At 35.7% G+C, this 14,866-nt stretch carries 17 protein-coding genes; all 17 read left to right on the top strand.

Going from position 1 to position 14,866, the window contains the following annotated elements; genetic code table 11:
* Nucleotides 1-1,635 carry a DNA mismatch repair endonuclease MutL gene (gene mutL, locus NZ900_07040; GenBank protein MCS7233846.1) on the top strand — a complete coding sequence of 545 codons (1,635 nt, stop codon included), beginning with the start codon at nucleotides 1-3 and terminating at the stop codon, nucleotides 1,633-1,635.
* Nucleotides 1,620-2,537 carry a tRNA (adenosine(37)-N6)-dimethylallyltransferase MiaA gene (miaA, locus tag NZ900_07035; protein MCS7233845.1) on the top strand — a complete coding sequence of 306 codons (918 nt, stop codon included), beginning with the start codon at nucleotides 1,620-1,622 and terminating at the stop codon, nucleotides 2,535-2,537. Before mutL ends, miaA begins: the two co-directional genes overlap by 16 nt.
* A 51-nt stretch (nucleotides 2,538-2,588) precedes the next feature.
* Nucleotides 2,589-3,479, top strand: coding sequence for a 4-hydroxy-3-methylbut-2-enyl diphosphate reductase (ispH, locus tag NZ900_07030; GenBank protein MCS7233844.1), 891 nt, complete (start codon nucleotides 2,589-2,591; stop codon nucleotides 3,477-3,479).
* Nucleotides 3,436-4,908: a S1 RNA-binding domain-containing protein gene (locus NZ900_07025; protein MCS7233843.1), complete on the top strand. Its 1,473-nt coding sequence runs from the start codon at nucleotides 3,436-3,438 to the stop codon at nucleotides 4,906-4,908. Before ispH ends, NZ900_07025 begins: the two co-directional genes overlap by 44 nt.
* Before the next feature lie 15 nt (nucleotides 4,909-4,923).
* Complete coding sequence (gene def, locus NZ900_07020; protein ID MCS7233842.1) at nucleotides 4,924-5,415, top strand: peptide deformylase; 492 nt, start codon at nucleotides 4,924-4,926, stop codon at nucleotides 5,413-5,415.
* Nucleotides 5,412-6,320, top strand: a complete 909-nt coding sequence (gene fmt / locus NZ900_07015; GenBank protein ID MCS7233841.1) for a methionyl-tRNA formyltransferase — start codon at nucleotides 5,412-5,414, stop codon at nucleotides 6,318-6,320. The genes def and fmt overlap by 4 nt, the downstream gene beginning before the upstream one ends.
* Nucleotides 6,317-6,781 carry a chemotaxis protein CheX gene (locus tag NZ900_07010; protein ID MCS7233840.1) on the top strand — a complete coding sequence of 155 codons (465 nt, stop codon included), beginning with the start codon at nucleotides 6,317-6,319 and terminating at the stop codon, nucleotides 6,779-6,781. Before fmt ends, NZ900_07010 begins: the two co-directional genes overlap by 4 nt.
* 65 nt (nucleotides 6,782-6,846) lie before the next feature.
* Entirely contained in the window at nucleotides 6,847-7,053 is a 207-nt protein-coding gene (locus NZ900_07005; protein ID MCS7233839.1) for a 4Fe-4S binding protein, read from the top strand.
* 15 nt (nucleotides 7,054-7,068) lie between these two features.
* Entirely contained in the window at nucleotides 7,069-8,136 is a 1,068-nt protein-coding gene (gene vorB / locus NZ900_07000; protein MCS7233838.1) for a 3-methyl-2-oxobutanoate dehydrogenase subunit VorB, read from the top strand.
* Nucleotide 8,137: 1 nt separating this feature from the next.
* A complete protein-coding gene (locus tag NZ900_06995; GenBank protein MCS7233837.1) occupies nucleotides 8,138-8,881 on the top strand; it encodes a thiamine pyrophosphate-dependent enzyme in 744 nt (247 codons plus the stop codon).
* A gap of 5 nt (nucleotides 8,882-8,886) precedes the next feature.
* Entirely contained in the window at nucleotides 8,887-9,429 is a 543-nt protein-coding gene (locus NZ900_06990) for a 2-oxoacid:acceptor oxidoreductase family protein (GenBank protein MCS7233836.1), read from the top strand.
* Complete coding sequence (locus tag NZ900_06985; protein MCS7233835.1) at nucleotides 9,413-9,952, top strand: NUDIX hydrolase; 540 nt, start codon at nucleotides 9,413-9,415, stop codon at nucleotides 9,950-9,952. Before NZ900_06990 ends, NZ900_06985 begins: the two co-directional genes overlap by 17 nt.
* Nucleotides 9,936-10,814: a tyrosine recombinase gene (locus NZ900_06980; GenBank protein MCS7233834.1), complete on the top strand. Its 879-nt coding sequence runs from the start codon at nucleotides 9,936-9,938 to the stop codon at nucleotides 10,812-10,814. Before NZ900_06985 ends, NZ900_06980 begins: the two co-directional genes overlap by 17 nt.
* 18 nt (nucleotides 10,815-10,832) lie before the next feature.
* Nucleotides 10,833-11,645 (top strand): purine-nucleoside phosphorylase, encoded by an 813-nt coding sequence (locus NZ900_06975; GenBank protein MCS7233833.1) that lies wholly within the window; start codon nucleotides 10,833-10,835, stop codon nucleotides 11,643-11,645.
* Nucleotides 11,642-12,937 carry a thymidine phosphorylase gene (locus NZ900_06970; protein ID MCS7233832.1) on the top strand — a complete coding sequence of 432 codons (1,296 nt, stop codon included), beginning with the start codon at nucleotides 11,642-11,644 and terminating at the stop codon, nucleotides 12,935-12,937. The genes NZ900_06975 and NZ900_06970 overlap by 4 nt, the downstream gene beginning before the upstream one ends.
* On the top strand, nucleotides 12,885-14,273 hold the full coding sequence (locus tag NZ900_06965) for a hypothetical protein (GenBank protein MCS7233831.1): 1,389 nt from the start codon (nucleotides 12,885-12,887) through the stop codon (nucleotides 14,271-14,273). The genes NZ900_06970 and NZ900_06965 overlap by 53 nt, the downstream gene beginning before the upstream one ends.
* A 2-nt stretch (nucleotides 14,274-14,275) precedes the next feature.
* Nucleotides 14,276-14,866, top strand: coding sequence for a site-2 protease family protein (locus NZ900_06960; protein MCS7233830.1), 591 nt, complete (start codon nucleotides 14,276-14,278; stop codon nucleotides 14,864-14,866).

The following is a 14,866-nucleotide window of genomic DNA, read 5'->3' as shown; positions in this document are numbered from 1 at the left end:
TTGGGAAAAATAAAAAGACTTCCTCAAGAAATCGTTTCGAAAATAGCAGCAGGAGAGGTTGTTGAAAGACCTGCTTCTGTAGTTAAAGAGCTTATTGAAAACTCTTTAGACGCTTTTTCTAAGGAAATAAGAATTTATATTGAGGATGGAGGAAGAGAATTAATAAAAGTATCTGACGATGGAATTGGAATACCAATGGATGATGTGGAGCTTGCTTTTGAGAGATACGCTACAAGTAAAATTTCTTCCTTGGATGATCTATATAATCTTAATACATTAGGCTTTCGAGGAGAAGCTTTACCGAGCATCGCCGAAGTTGCAATAGTAGAACTTATAACTCATGCTAAAGGTGAAAACTTAGGAACAAGGATAATTATAAATGGGGGTAAAAAAGTTCACAAAGAGTTAGGGTTTTTTGGCGAAGGGACAACTGTAATAGTTCGTTCTCTGTTTTATAACTTACCTTTAAGAAGAAAACTTTTAAGAAGCTCATCGATAGAATGGAATAAAATACTTAAAATAGTATTATCTTATATTCTAGCTTTTTCTAATGTTAAGTTTTATTTATATAAGAATGAAGACTTGTTTTTAAGCAGTGGTAACACCTTAGAGGATAATATAAAAAATATATTTGGAATTGAATTTTTAAAAGAGATGAAAGAATTAAAATTCAGCAATAACAAATACGAACTTGAAGGTTTTTTATCATTTTCTGGCAAGAGCAGCGGAGAGTTGTTTATTTTTATAAATAACAGACCTGTTAAAAACGATTTAATTAGGAGGGCTATTACAGATTCTCTATCCTTTCCTCCAGGGAAATTTCCGGTTATGGGATTTATTAAACTTGGTGCAAAACCCTTTCTTATTGACCCAAACGTTCATCCCACCAAACTTGAAATAAGGTTTTTAGAAGCAAGTGAGGTTTATACGTTTGTGTACAATGCCATTAGAAAAGCCTTTTCCATAAAAAAGCTTTCTGCAATGGATTTTAGAGCCTCTATTCCTAGAACCCCTCTTTATGTAGAAGAAAAAACAGAAAATTCTATGACCTTGAGAGAGAGCTTATTTGAATATGAATGTAAGGAAAAAGAGTTCTCAAGTTCAATAAAAGTCATCGCTCGTACTGAAAGGGGGTATTTTATAGCTGAAACGCCTATAGGGATAGCAATAATAGATCCTCATGCCTTATTAGAAAGGCTCATTTTTGAAAGACTTAAAAGTTCTAAAGTTACGGTTCAACTTCTTGTTCCTTTTGTTTTACAGTTCGATTCTTATACCTCCTCTACTTTACGTGATAGAATTGCTTTATTTAAAGAACTGGGCTTTGAAATAGAAGAATTTGGTAAAAATGCTTTTTTATTGCGAGGTGTGCCTTCCCCCTTGTCAGATTTGAAAATAAATTGGGGAGAGGCGATAAAGTCGCTACTTAATGAGGGAAGTATAGATCTAATAAAAGCATGGGCTGATCTTGCTTGTCATGCGGCTCCTAAACTTGGTGATATTAAAACTTTAGAAGAATTGCAACTTCTATTGGATGAGCTTGCTCAGTGTGGAAACTTTGATCTCTGCCCGCATGGTAGGCCGATAAAATATCTTTTGACTTATGAAGAAATAGAAAAATGGTTAAGAAAATAGTAATAGTTTTACTCGGACCTACAGCTGTGGGGAAAACAGAAACCTCGATCGAAATCGCTAAAAGGTTTAATTGTGAAATAGTTTCAGTAGATTCTAAGCAGATATACAAACTTATGGATATTGGTACAGCTAAGCCTCCCTTGGAGATAAGGAATAAAATCCCTCACTACCTTATAGATATAGTTTTCCCAAATGAGGTTTACACAGCAGGAGACTTCTGTATTGATGCTAGTAAAATAATTAATGGTATTCTTGAACGCGGAAAGATTCCTCTTATGGTTGGAGGAAGCGCTCTTTACTACTGGCTTTTTCTTAGAAACCCCATATCTTACTTGCCTAAGGCTGATGAAAATTTACGTAAGAGTCTTACTCAACTCGGGAAAGATAGACTTTATGAAGAGTTATCAAAGGTTGATCCTATAAGTGCTAAAAGAATTCACTCTAACGACCTTCACAGAATGGTGCGGGCTTTGGAAGTTTACTATATTACAGGTAAACCTTTAAGTTATTGGCATTCTTGCAAGAGAAAGGACAAAAATGATTATAAAATACTTTGGATAGGTTTGAATAGAGAGAGAAGCGAACTTTATGATCGTATAGATAAAAGAGTAGAAAAGATGATTTCTCAAGGACTTGTAGAAGAAGTTAAAAGTTTGCTTGAGGCAGGGTACTCTCCTGATCTTCCAGCAATGAAAGGACATGGATATAGAGAAATATGTGATTATTTCAGGGGAAAGTATTCATTAAAGGAAGCAATAAATGCTATAAAAAAAGATACAAGACACTATGCGAAAAGACAGATGACATGGTTTGGTAAATGGAAGGACGTAGAGTGGTTTCATCCTGACAACCTCAAGGAAATATTGGAAAGGGTGGAAAGATGGCTAAATACCAGCCTTTAATAATAATAGCCAATTTTGTTTAAATTAAAATATAATATAGGTGTCTCTGTTATGAAAGTTTTATTATCCTCTGAAATAGGTTTTTGTTTTGGAGTTAAAAGAGCTGTCAATATAGTGGAAAAACTTCTTACTGAAGTTAATAGGGTATATGTGATTGGAAACCTGATTCATAACCCCTTAGAAATGAATCGATTAAAAACGAAGGGTTTAATAAGCGTAGAAAGTGTGGAGGATATACCTATAGGATCTTATGTTGTTATAAGATCTCATGGCTTGAGACAAGAAGAGATAGAAGTTCTTTTAAAAAAAGATAGCAAGTTAGTAGATGCTACATGTCCTTTTGTTAAAAGAATTAGAAAGGTTGTCCAATCGCTAGTTGATAAGGGCTATAGTATTTTACTTTATGGTGACTTGAATCATCCTGAAGTTCAGGGAGTTATAAGTTATATTAAGGAAAGAGTTTTTGTAATTGAAAAGGAAAGGGACTTGGATTTTATTTCTATATCTGATAAAATAGGTTTGGTTTCTCAGACTACTCAAGAGTTAAGTGTCTTTATAAAATTGGCTATAGACCTCTCTCAAAGAGTAAAAGAATTAAAATTGGTTAACACAATATGTGATGCTACTATTAGAAGAGAAAAAGCTGTGAAAGATTTAGTTTTAAGAAGCGATGCGATCTTAGTTGTTGGAGGTAAAAACAGTGCTAATACGAAAAGACTTGTGGGATTGTGTCAAGGTTACTTAAAGAATGTTTATCATATAGAATCTCCGAAGGAGATTTCTGGGGGGTGGTTTAAAGGGTTAGAGAATATTGGATTGGCCAGCGGGGCTTCAACCCCAGATTGGCAAATAAAAGCAGTTTTGGCGATTTTAAGAAAATATGGGGGTGAAGTTTGGAATGAACGTAGTTCAAGCCCAGGGAAATGCGACTTATCCTGTTGAAATTTGTCAACCTCAAAAAGGAGATATCTTAGAGGGGAGAATTGTTCAGGTTAAGCCTGAGGAGATAATAGTAGATATAGGAACTAAAACAGAGGGGGTAATACCAAAGGGAGAATGGGCGGCTCCCTTTATAGTTGAAAAGGATAGAAAGCCAGAAATTGGTGATAAAGTTAAAGTTTATGTTTTAGATATTGGTAAGGGAGACGATGGCTTAATACGTCTTTCAAGATGGCGTGCTGTATTTGAAGAAGCTTGGGATCGTATAAGGAGTTTTCAGAGCGAGGACAAAGTGTTAAAGGTGAAGGGAATTAAAAAGGTTAAAGGGGGGTTAATGGTAGATGTTTTTGGATTAGAAGGATTCATCCCTCAGTCACATCTTTCTCTTCCTGAAAAACCTGTTTCTCCCTGGAAGTTTAAAGGTAAAGACATAGAAGTGAAAATTGTTGAAGCTGATAAGAAAAAAAGGAGAATTATACTTTCAAGAAGAGCAGTTCTCGAGGAAGAATTTCAAAAGGAGAAAGAAAAGTTGCTTTCAACTCTTAAAGAAGGTGACATTGTTGAAGGTAAGGTTAGCGGAATAACTAATTTCGGCGTTTTTGTTGATCTTGGACCAGTCGAAGGTTTGATACATTTAAGTGAGCTTTCTTGGAGCAGGGATGTTCAACCAAGAGATGTAGTAAGAAAGGGACAAAAAATCAAAGCTAAGGTTATAGAAGTTAAACCAGATGAAGAAAAAGTGTCTTTAAGTTTAAAGCAACTTCAGCCTAACCCTTGGGATAGTATAGAGGAAAAATATAAAGTAGGAGATATTTGTGAAGGTAAAGTTACAAGAATTACTAATTTTGGAGTTTTTGTTGAGCTTGAACCAGGTGTAGAAGGGCTTATATTTTTAAGAGATTTAGATTGGGTTGATGTAGAAAATCCCAAAAAGATAGTAAGGGAAGGGCAAAAAATTAAAGTAAAAATCCTGAATATTAATGCAGCTGAGAAGAAAATGAGATTAGGAAGGAAACAGCTTTTAGATCCTTGGGAAGGTATTGCTGATGTGTTTAAGGTTGGGGATATTCTTAAAGTTAAAGTTACAAAGCTTGCGGACTTCGGTGCTTTTGTTGAACTTAGACCTGGTGTTGAAGGATTAATACATGTTTCTCATCTTACCAAAGGCAGAATTAGACATCCGAGTGAGTGTGTTAAAGAGGGAGAAGAGTTAGAGGTTAAGGTTCTTGAGGTTAAACCGGAAGAAAGAAGAATAAGGTTAAGTGTTAAGGAGCTTATTCTTGAAAGGGAAAGAGAAGAAAGAAGGAAAAAAGAAGAAGAAAAGAGAGAACAAGAAGAAAAGCTTAAGGAAAGTATGAAAGAAATCCTTGGTGAGGAACCCAGTGTTACTATGGGAGATATTATGAATTGGAAGAAGCTTTTTAAAAAATAAATAAGAGAAGCGGATATGGATAGAAGTAAAATAAGGATATATGGTGATCCCATACTTCGAAAAAGAAGTGAAGAAGTAAATATCTACGATGCTGCTTTAATTTCACTTGTTGAAGAAATGGTGAAAATTATGTTTGAAAATGATGGTTTAGGTTTAGCTGCTCCTCAAATAGGAATTTCCAAAAGAGTAGCTGTGGTATTAAAAGAAAATGAACCACTTGTTATGGTAAATCCAACGATATTAGAGACCAGTACTGAATTGGTTGACGAAAAGGAAGGATGTTTGAGTTTTCCTAATATCTATGAAGTTATTAAAAGGCCTAAATGGGTTAGGATTAAAGCTTTTAATACTGAGGGGAAAGATTATATAGTAGAAGGAGATGGACTTTTAGCAAGGGCAATTTTACATGAAATAGATCATTTAGACGGAAAACTTCTTATAGATTATCTTTCACCCGCTCGGAGAGCTATTATAAAATCTAAAATGAGGAAGTTGTGGGAAAAGTGAGGATAGTCTTAGCTGGAAGTGGAATATTTGGAATCCCATCTTTTGAGAGAATTTCTGAAAAATTTGATGTTATAGGAGTAATAACGCAGATAGATAAACCTAAGGGGAGAGGATATAAGCTTTCTCCCACACCTGTTGCGATTTGGGCAGAACATAAGGGTATAAACGTTTGGAAGCTTTCCTCTATTAAAGATTTTTCCCCGCTAGGTGACCTTATGGTAATTATAGACTGTGGTTTTATAATTCCTCGTAACATCATAGAGAGTTACCCACTGGGAGTTATAGCCCTTCACCCATCTTTGCTTCCAAAGTACCGAGGTCCGGAACCTATAAGACGAGCTTTATTAGCAGGAGAGAAAGAAACTGGTTTAACAACATTTTTTGTTAACGAAAGAGTCGATGCAGGGGATATAATTTTGCAAAAAAGAATTATTATAGGTGAGAAAACTTATTATGGTGAGCTCTTTAGGAAACTTGCAGAAGAGGGAGCTAATTTAGTTGAAGAGACTATAACTTTAATAGGTTTAGGCAAAGCACCTAGGACACCCCAATCCGAGGAGGAAGCTACTTATGCTCCTAAATTCAGCAAGGAAGAACGGATTATAAACTGGTCTTTATCTGCGGAGTATATTGATAAGCTTGTTAGAGCTTTAAGCCCTGAGCCAGGCGCTATAACAAACTTTAGGGGAAAACTTCTTAAGATTTTAGAAGTAGAATTTATAAAAGAACATTATAAATGCTATCCTGGTGAAGTTTTGAGTGTGAGTAGAGAAGGAATTTTAGTTTGCACAGGAGAAAATTCTTTATTAATTAAAAGACTTCAACTAGAGGGGAAAAGAGAAATGAGTGCTATCGAGTTCTGTTGTGGATATAATCCTTTAAGGGGTGAGATATTGGGGAAATGAAAGCAGAGTACATAAATCCATTTGTAAGCGCTTTTTTTAATGTTTTAAAACAAACGACACAAGTTGACGGGAAAAGAGGTCAACTTAGTCTAAGAACTGATATGCTTTCTTCTTATGAGATTGCAGTTTTTGTAAGTCTTATTGGGGATTTAGAAGGACAAATAGTATATACAATGAAGGAAGAAGTGGCTAAAAATCTGGCCTCAGCTATGATGATGGGTTTTCCGGTTGAAGAGTTAAATGATTTAGCTAGAAGTGCAATAAGTGAATTTGCTAATATGGTTACGGGGAATGCTGTTATTCTTCTTGGATCTAAAGGTTTGAAGATTAATATTTCTCCTCCTACACTAGTTAAAGGTAGAGATATAGAAATCACTTTCGAGATTCCTATGCTTAGCATACCGATTTCAACCCCCCTTGGGGATATGGAAATAGATGTGGCCATTAGAGAAAAAACCTAGCTTTTATTACAAGGTAAACTTAAGAGTTAATTATTTTCGCTTTAAGTTTACGGGGGTGAGAGGTGGTGGCAAGTATTATAATCAATGGGGAGAGATGTAAGAGTTGTGGTTTATGCGTTAAAGCCTGTCCGCGGCAGTTAATTGCTATATCAGATAAGCTTAATAGTAAAGGTTATAGGTATGCTATCTTCATAGATGCAAGTGGTAAATGTATAGGATGTGCTTTTTGTGCTGTTTCATGTCCTGATGTGGCCATAGAGGTTTACAGATAAGGGAGGGAATTTGCTATGGCAGAAAAGCTTCTTATGAAAGGCAATGAAGTCTTAGCAGAAGCTGCTGTAAGGGCAGGTTGTAGATTCTTTTTTGGGTATCCAATAACACCACAAAATGAAATACCAGAGTACATGTCTTGGCGTCTACCAGAGGTAGGCGGGGTTTATCTTCAAGCGGAAAGCGAAGTTGCAGCGATTAACATGGTATTTGGTGCTGCTGGAGCAGGAGCAAGGGTTTTAACTTCTTCCTCAGGTCCCGGAATAAGCTTGATGCAAGAAGGAATATCCTATATAGCTGCAGCAGAACTTCCTTGCGTAATTATTAATGTAGCTAGGGGAGGTCCTGGACTAGGAGGAATTTTACCAGCTCAATCGGATTATTTTCAGGCAACCAAAGGTGGAGGACATGGGGATTATCATCTTATTGTTCTAGCACCTCATGATCTTCAAGAAGCTTTTGATTTAACAGTACTTGCTTTCGAGCTTGCTGATAAATATAGAAATCCTGTTATGATATACGTTGATGGTTTTTTAGGACAGATGATGGAACCTGTAGAAATAAGAGATCCTGTGGATCTATCTAATATTCCTCCAAAGCCTTGGGCTATAACTGGAGCAAAAGGTAGAAAAAGAAACCTTATAAAAACTTTATACTTAGAGGGAGAAATGTTAGAAGCTCATAATTTTAAACTTAAAAAGAAATATGAGGAAATAGCCCAAAATGAAGTTAGATATGAGCTCTATATGATGGAAGATGCAGAAATAGCCATCTCTGCATATGGAATAAGTGCAAGGATATCTAAAACGGCAGTGAAAATACTGAGAGAGAAAGGTATCAAAATTGGAATTATAAGACCTATTACTCTCTTCCCCTTTCCCTATAATGTTTATGAAAGTTTTTCCGACAAACTTAAATACGTTCTTGTAGTTGAAATGAGTATGGGACAATTTGTTTATGATGTAGATTACGGGCTTAAAAGAAAGGTACCAGTGGATCTTTTGTCTCATGCAGGGGGTATAGCTCCAACCTATGAAGAAATAGTTTCTTGCATAATGGAGAAATTTGGGAAAGGGGGAAATTAAAGTGAAACTAGTATTTTCCCGTCCAGAGAGTATGTTTGATAAGCAAATGCATTACTGTCCAGGATGCGGCCATGGTATAATCCACCGTATTCTTGCTGAAGTTATAGATGAGCTTAATATAAGAGAGAGGGTAGTTGGAGTTGCTCCTGTAGGATGTTCTGTGCTGATATACGACTATATAAATTGTGATATGTATGAAGCTGCTCACGGGAGAGCCCCAGCTGTGGCTACAGGTTGTAAAAGAGTTCATCCCGATTTGATAGTTTTCACTTATCAAGGAGATGGAGATCTGGCTTCCATTGGCATGTCTGAGATAATTCATGCTGCTAATAGAGGAGAAAAAATTACAACCATATTTGTGAACAATGCCATTTATGGCATGACGGGTGGACAAATGGCTCCTACAACTCTTTTAGGTCAGAAAACAACAACTTCCCCTTTTGGAAGGGCTCCCGAGAGAGAAGGGCATCCTATAAAAGTATGTGAACTTCTTTCTGTTCTCGACGGTTCTGCATATATAGTTAGAGGTTCTCTTTCATCTCCTCAAAAAATAATACAAGTTAAAAAATACATCAAGAAAGCATTTGAAACGCAGATGAAAGGTCTGGGTTTCTCTCTAGTTGAGATTCTATCTATGTGTCCGACTAATTGGGGGATGTCACCAACTAAGGCTCAAGAATGGGTTGCAGAAATGATGGAAAATTTGTATCCTTTAGGAGAGTTCAAACTTCCTAGGGGAGAGTGACAAAAATGAACGAAAAAATAATCTTAGCGGGGTTTGGCGGCCAGGGAATTCTTCTAGCGGGAAGGCTACTTGCTTTAGCTGCTATGAAGGAGGGAAAATATGTTACTTGGATTCCTTCTTACGGCCCTGAAATGAGAGGGGGAACGGCAAACTGCGCTGTAACCATATCAGATGACTTGATAGGTTCCCCAATCATAAGTTTTCCCAATGTGCTTTTCGTATTTAATCAGCCTTCTTTAGAAAAATTTCTTCCAAAACTTCTGTCAAAAGGGCTTTTAATTTATGATAATTCTTTAGTTTATTATGACGATAGGAGGAAAGATATAGATGTTATAGCTATTCCTGCCACTCAACTTTCAGTTGAACTAGGAGATCAAAGAGTTGCTAACCTCATAATGCTTGGAGCGTATATTTCTAAAAGAGGTTTTCCGAGTGAAGGCGCCTTTTTGTCTGCTTTGAAAGAGGTTTTGGGAGATAGAAAAGCATCTATGTTTGAAATTAATGAAAAAGCCTTTAGGAAGGGGCTAGAGTATGGAAAAAGCGCTTAACAAAAAAATTTTGTATAAGGGAAAGATATTAAATCTTAGAGTAGATGAAGTAATATTTGATGATGATAGGACTGCTACAAGAGAAATAATTGAACATAATGAAGCCATAGTAGTGGTACCTGTATTAGATGACAAAAAGATAGTTATGGTTAAACAGTACAGATACGCTGTGGGGGAGGAGTTATTAGAACTCCCTGCTGGAACCCTGGAAAAAGGAGAAACTCCTATTGAATGTGCTAAAAGGGAGCTTCTTGAAGAGACAGGATACAGAGCTCAAAAGGTAGAAGAACTCACAAGCTTTTATTCTAGCCCTGGCTTTTGTACAGAGAAGATCTATTTATTTTTAGCAACAGGACTTGAAAAAAAGGAGCAAAAGCTCGATAGTGATGAACGAATTAAAGTAGAAATACACTCCGTTGAAGATCTGAAAGAGAAAATAAAAACAGGGAACTTAAGAGATGCGAAAAGCGTAGCTGGTATTCTTTACTATATCCTCTTTTGTAGTAATGAGAGAACTTCTTGATAAGTTTAAAGGGTTTCTTAAAACTGAAAGAGGGGTATCTCAAAGGACACTGAACGCTTACTTAAGGGATGTGGTTGGTTTTCTTGAATACGTTGAAACAACCTATATAGAAGCTTGGGAAGAAAAAATAAAGAGTTACATAGAGTATCTTCGAGCTTGTGGTTTTAAAAATTCTACACTAGGTCGAAAATTATCTTCTTTAAAAGCTTTTTTTGAGTTCTTGAGTATCCTGGATCCTCAGTTTGATCTAGGAGGATCCAGGATACCCTCTTTACCTTTAAAGAAACGCCTTCCGCTTTTCCCTTCCAGGGAAGAAGTGGAACACCTTTTTAACGTTATAGATATAGAAAGCCCTTTAGGAATTAGGGATAGGGCTGCACTAGAGCTACTTTATGCTTCTGGTTTAAGAGTTTCTGAGCTTGTTGATTTAAAACTTGATGATATTAATTTTGAAGAAAAGTTTTTAAAATGCAAAGGTAAGGGTAATAAGGAAAGATTAATTCCTATAGGTAGAAAGGCTCTTGATTGGATTAAAAAATATTTAAAAGAAGTTAGACCAAAACTTCTTGGTGAAAGGAAGGATTTTGGTTTTTTGTTTTTAAACTCCTATGGAGCAAAAATTTCAAGAGAAGCATTATGGTACCGTTTTAAAAATTACCTTTTAAAGGCTGGATTGAGTGAAAAATATACTCTGCATTCTTTAAGACATGCATTTGCTACTCATCTACTTGAAGGCGGGGTTGACTTAAGGACTTTACAAGAAATACTCGGACATGCAAGCCTTACTACTACTCAGATATATACTCATGTAAATATAAAACATTTAAAGGAGGTTTATAAAAAATCCCATCCTAGAGCATGATGAAAGGAGGGGAGGGGATTGAAATCACTGTTTGAAAAAGTTGAAGAAAGTTGTATTTTCCTTAAAAAAAGGTTTAAAAATAAAATTCCACATATAGCAATATTATTAGGATCTGGTTTTGGCAGCTTAGCAGAAGAATTAGAAGCTTTAGGGTTTATTTTTTATAAAGATATACCTTACTTTCCTATCCCAACAGTTCCCGGACATGACGGAAAATTATGGTGGGGGGAGAAGAAAGACAAATCTTTCGTTGTTCTTCAAGGGAGGGTGCATTTCTATGAAGGATATAAGATGGAGGAAGTCACCTTCCCTATAAGAGTTTTAGCTTTATGGGGAGTCAAAATTCTTATAGTTACGGCTTCTGTAGGAGGAATATCTGAAGATTTAAATCCGGGAGACTTATTACTCATAAAAGATCATGTAAATTTTATAGGCACAAATCCGTTAATAGGGATTAACGACACCAGATTCGGAGAAAGATTCGTTGATATGTCCGAAGCTTATGATTCTGAGATTAGGGAACTTCTTAAATCCAGGTTTAATTTAAAAGAAGCTGTTTATGCTGGTCTCAGTGGTCCATCCTATGAAACTCCAGCAGAAGTTAAAGCTTTGAAATTTTTAGGAGCAGATGTAGTTGGAATGTCCGTTGTTCCAGAGGTCATTGTAGCAAAACAAATGAAACTCAAAGTTTTAGGTATAGTAGGGGTAGCAAATAAAGCTATAGGCACTGAAGGTGTATCTCCTATTACTCATGAGAAAGTCCTTGAAACTATGAAAACTTGTAAAAACCGTTTAAAAGAAATCCTTTCTTTTTGTCTTGAAGAACTATGATTATTTTTTCTGAAATAATAAAGAAAAAGAGAGATGGTTTTGAACTTAGCAAAAAAGATATAGAGAATTTTATAAGAGGATATATGGAAGGAAAGGTAACTGACTATCAAGTTTCTGCGTTTTGTATGGCAGTATACTTTAAAGGTATGTCTAAGGAGGAAACCAAAGCCTTAACTGAAGCTATAGCATACTCTGGAAAGCTTTTAGATCTAAGTGATTTTTATGGACCTAAGCTTGATAAACACAGTACTGGTGGAGTCGGAGACAAAGTTAGCCTAGTCTTAATTCCTCTAATGGCTTCATGTGGTTTTTTATTCCCTAAGCTATCTGGTAGAGGACTAGGCTTCACTGGGGGTACTCTTGATAAGATAGAGTCTATTCCGGGTTTTAAAACGAATCTTTCCTTAAGGGAAATAAAAAATATTTTAGGAAGTATAGGTCTAGTAATAGCTGGGCAAACTGAAGAGCTTGCCCCTGCTGATAAGAGAATATATGCTTTGAGAGACGTCACAGCCACAGCAGAGTCAATCCCCTTTATAGTTTCCAGTATTCTTGGAAAGAAACTTGCTTCAGGAACGGATATCTGGGTGTTTGACGTAAAACTGGGAAAAGGAGCTTTCCTAAAAAACTTTGATAAAGCTAAAGAACTCGCTGAGCTCTTGGTTTCTATTTCGAAGGAATTTGGTAAGAAATCCTGTGCTATTATAACTGATATGAATCAACCTCTTGGTTATATGGTTGGCAACTCTCTCGAAGTTGAAGAAGCAATAGCTACTTTAAAAGGGAATGGTCCTCCTGATCTCGAGGAAGTTGTTTTATCTTTGGGAGTAGCGCTAAGCGAACTCGCAGGAAGACCATTAAGCCGAGAATTTCTGTGTAAGAAATTAAAACAGGGAGAGGCTCTTGTAAAATTTTTAGAAATGATAGAAGCCCAAGGTGGAAACTCTCAGGTAATAGAAAATCCGAAAGTCATGCCCTTTGCTCCTTATAGTTTTGTAGTCGAATCAAACAGAGAGGGTTTTATTACTTCTCTTGATGCTGAAAAAATAGGTTTAGCAATTCTTGTTTTAGGTGGAGGAAGATTAAGAATGGAAGATGACATAGATAGAGGAGTAGGGATAAAATTATTGAAAAAAGAGGGGGATATGGTTAGCAAAGAGGAACCTTTGGCAGAAATTTTTTATCGGTCAGCAGCCTCTTTAGAAACTGCTATTAAATTAGTTAAAGAGGCTTATAATATTGAAGATAAGCCCATTAGTGGAAGAAAGCTTATATATGAAAAAGTACTTTAGAATTTTTCTGAAAAAAGAGAAAGTAGGCTGGTTTAGAGAAAGCGATACAGATATATATAGAAAATATGGTTTAGTGAGAGAAATATCAGATTACATTTATTCCCTACCCACAAGAAAAAGGTGTTATGCTCTTTATAGAAAAGAACTTCTTGAAAGATTAAAAAAAATTCCTTCTTATCCTTATTTAGTAAAACTTGCCGAGATAGCTTCTAAATTGAATATGAAACTTTATATTGTTGGAGGTGCTGTAAGAGATTTAATATTAAAGAATTTTATTTATAAGGAGCCAGATCTTCTAGTAGAAGGAGACCTTGTTTCTTTTATGAAAGAAGTAGAAAAAGAGGGATTTTCTATAAAGGAGCAAACTCCTTTCTTAACAATGAAGCTTCAAATGGGTTATCACACTTTTGATATAACTCTTTGTAGAAAAGAGTTATATGAAAAACCTGGTTCGTTACCAAAGGTTTTGCCAGCTTTTTTGATTGAGGACTTATATAGGAGAGATTTCACTATAAATGCTATGGCTTTTGGTTTGTCTTGCGAAGAGGCTGGACTACTTTATGATCCGTTTTATGGTTTAGAAGATCTAGAAAGGGGTTTTATTCGCGTTATAAAGCCTTATTCTTTTATAGAGGATCCGACCCGTATAATTCGAGGAATAAGACTAAAGGTAAGATTTTCCTTTGATTTTGATGAAGAAACTCGAAAATTAATTACATTAGCCATAAATAAGGGAGCGCTCTTTTCCATAGGGTGGGTAAGATTTTGGAAAGAGATTGAAGAAGTTTTTAAAGAGGAAAAGGCAGTAGATATTATATTTCTTATGGATGAGTTTGGTATTTGGCAAAGCGTTGATATCAGTCTAGGAGATTTGGAAAGGAAGGTCCTAAATAAAATAGCCCGGGAGTGTCTCTCATCTGAGGAGCAAAAAGAGTTTCTATTATACACCATCTTTGGTTTGCAGGATATAAATAAGTCTAAAGAATGGGGTCTCAGATTCCAACTCTCTAAAGATATTAGAGAATCTCTCTCACTTATCCCATCTTGGAAGTCGTTGAAGTACCTGAGTTTTACTGAAAAATATAAGCTTATGAAAAAGGTAAGAAAAGGTGTTGTTAAATTTTGGTCTTTATGTTTTGATGAGAATGTGGTCCCCCTATGGGAAAAATTTATAGAAGCTAAGCCTATTTTTTCCGAAGAGGAAATAAAAGAAATAGCTTCCAATATGGGAAGTACATATGATAGGATAAAAATGGAGATTCTAAAACTTCAAATTGAGGAAGGTCTAAGATCCCAAAAAGATATATTAGAAAGATTAAGGAAGGAGAGTGCGTAGGTGTGTTAACGTCTTTTTCTGATTTGATATTAAGTTTTCCGGCAGTTGTTATAGCCTTAAGCTTTCATGAATATGCCCATGCATGGCTAGCTGATAAGCTTGGAGATCCTACTCCAAGATTTACCGGGAGATTAACTATAAATCCTCTTGCTCATCTTGATGTTTTAGGAACGATAATGTTACTGTTTTTTAGGTTTGGATGGGCTAAGCCTGTAATGATAAATCCTGCTAATTTTAAAAAGCCACGAAGAGACATGGCCTTAGTAGCTTTATCTGGTCCGGGTATAAATTTCATCCTCGCTTTGTTTTTTGCTCTTCCCTTTAAGTTTGGATTCCATTTAGGTTGGGCTACAGAGAGGTTTTTCTTTAATGCGCTTATTATAAATTTGTCTCTTATGGTCTTTAATTTAATACCCCTTCCTCCTCTTGACGGTTCAAGAATCATAAGTTACTTCTTACCATACAAACTTGAGAGATATTACAGGGAGGTAGAAAAGTATGGTATGATTATACTTTTGCTTCTTATAGGTCTTGGAATAATGAGAAAAATCATGTTGCCTATTATTTTTTCTATATTATATTTTCTAATCTGA

It is taken from the genome of Synergistota bacterium (assembly GCA_025060595.1).
In the GTDB taxonomy this organism is placed as follows: domain Bacteria; phylum Synergistota; class GBS-1; order GBS-1; family GBS-1; genus 42-11.
The sequence above is the reverse complement of the archived record's forward strand: the minus strand, read 5'-3'. Positions and strand labels throughout refer to the sequence as shown.

Excerpts from the sequence above, each read along its gene's own strand:
- miaA (MCS7233845.1), top strand. The coding sequence starts at position 1,620 with ATGGTTAAGAAAATAGTAATAGTTTTACTCGGACCTACAGCTGTGGGG.
- ispH (MCS7233844.1), top strand. The coding sequence starts at position 2,589 with ATGAAAGTTTTATTATCCTCTGAAATAGGTTTTTGTTTTGGAGTTAAA.
- NZ900_07025 (MCS7233843.1), top strand. The coding sequence starts at position 3,436 with ATGAACGTAGTTCAAGCCCAGGGAAATGCGACTTATCCTGTTGAAATT.
- def (MCS7233842.1), top strand. The coding sequence starts at position 4,924 with ATGGATAGAAGTAAAATAAGGATATATGGTGATCCCATACTTCGAAAA.
- NZ900_07010 (MCS7233840.1), top strand. The coding sequence starts at position 6,317 with ATGAAAGCAGAGTACATAAATCCATTTGTAAGCGCTTTTTTTAATGTT.
- vorB (MCS7233838.1), top strand. The coding sequence starts at position 7,069 with ATGGCAGAAAAGCTTCTTATGAAAGGCAATGAAGTCTTAGCAGAAGCT.
- NZ900_06990 (MCS7233836.1), top strand. The coding sequence starts at position 8,887 with ATGAACGAAAAAATAATCTTAGCGGGGTTTGGCGGCCAGGGAATTCTT.
- NZ900_06985 (MCS7233835.1), top strand. The coding sequence starts at position 9,413 with ATGGAAAAAGCGCTTAACAAAAAAATTTTGTATAAGGGAAAGATATTA.
- NZ900_06980 (MCS7233834.1), top strand. The coding sequence starts at position 9,936 with ATGAGAGAACTTCTTGATAAGTTTAAAGGGTTTCTTAAAACTGAAAGA.
- NZ900_06970 (MCS7233832.1), top strand. The coding sequence starts at position 11,642 with ATGATTATTTTTTCTGAAATAATAAAGAAAAAGAGAGATGGTTTTGAA.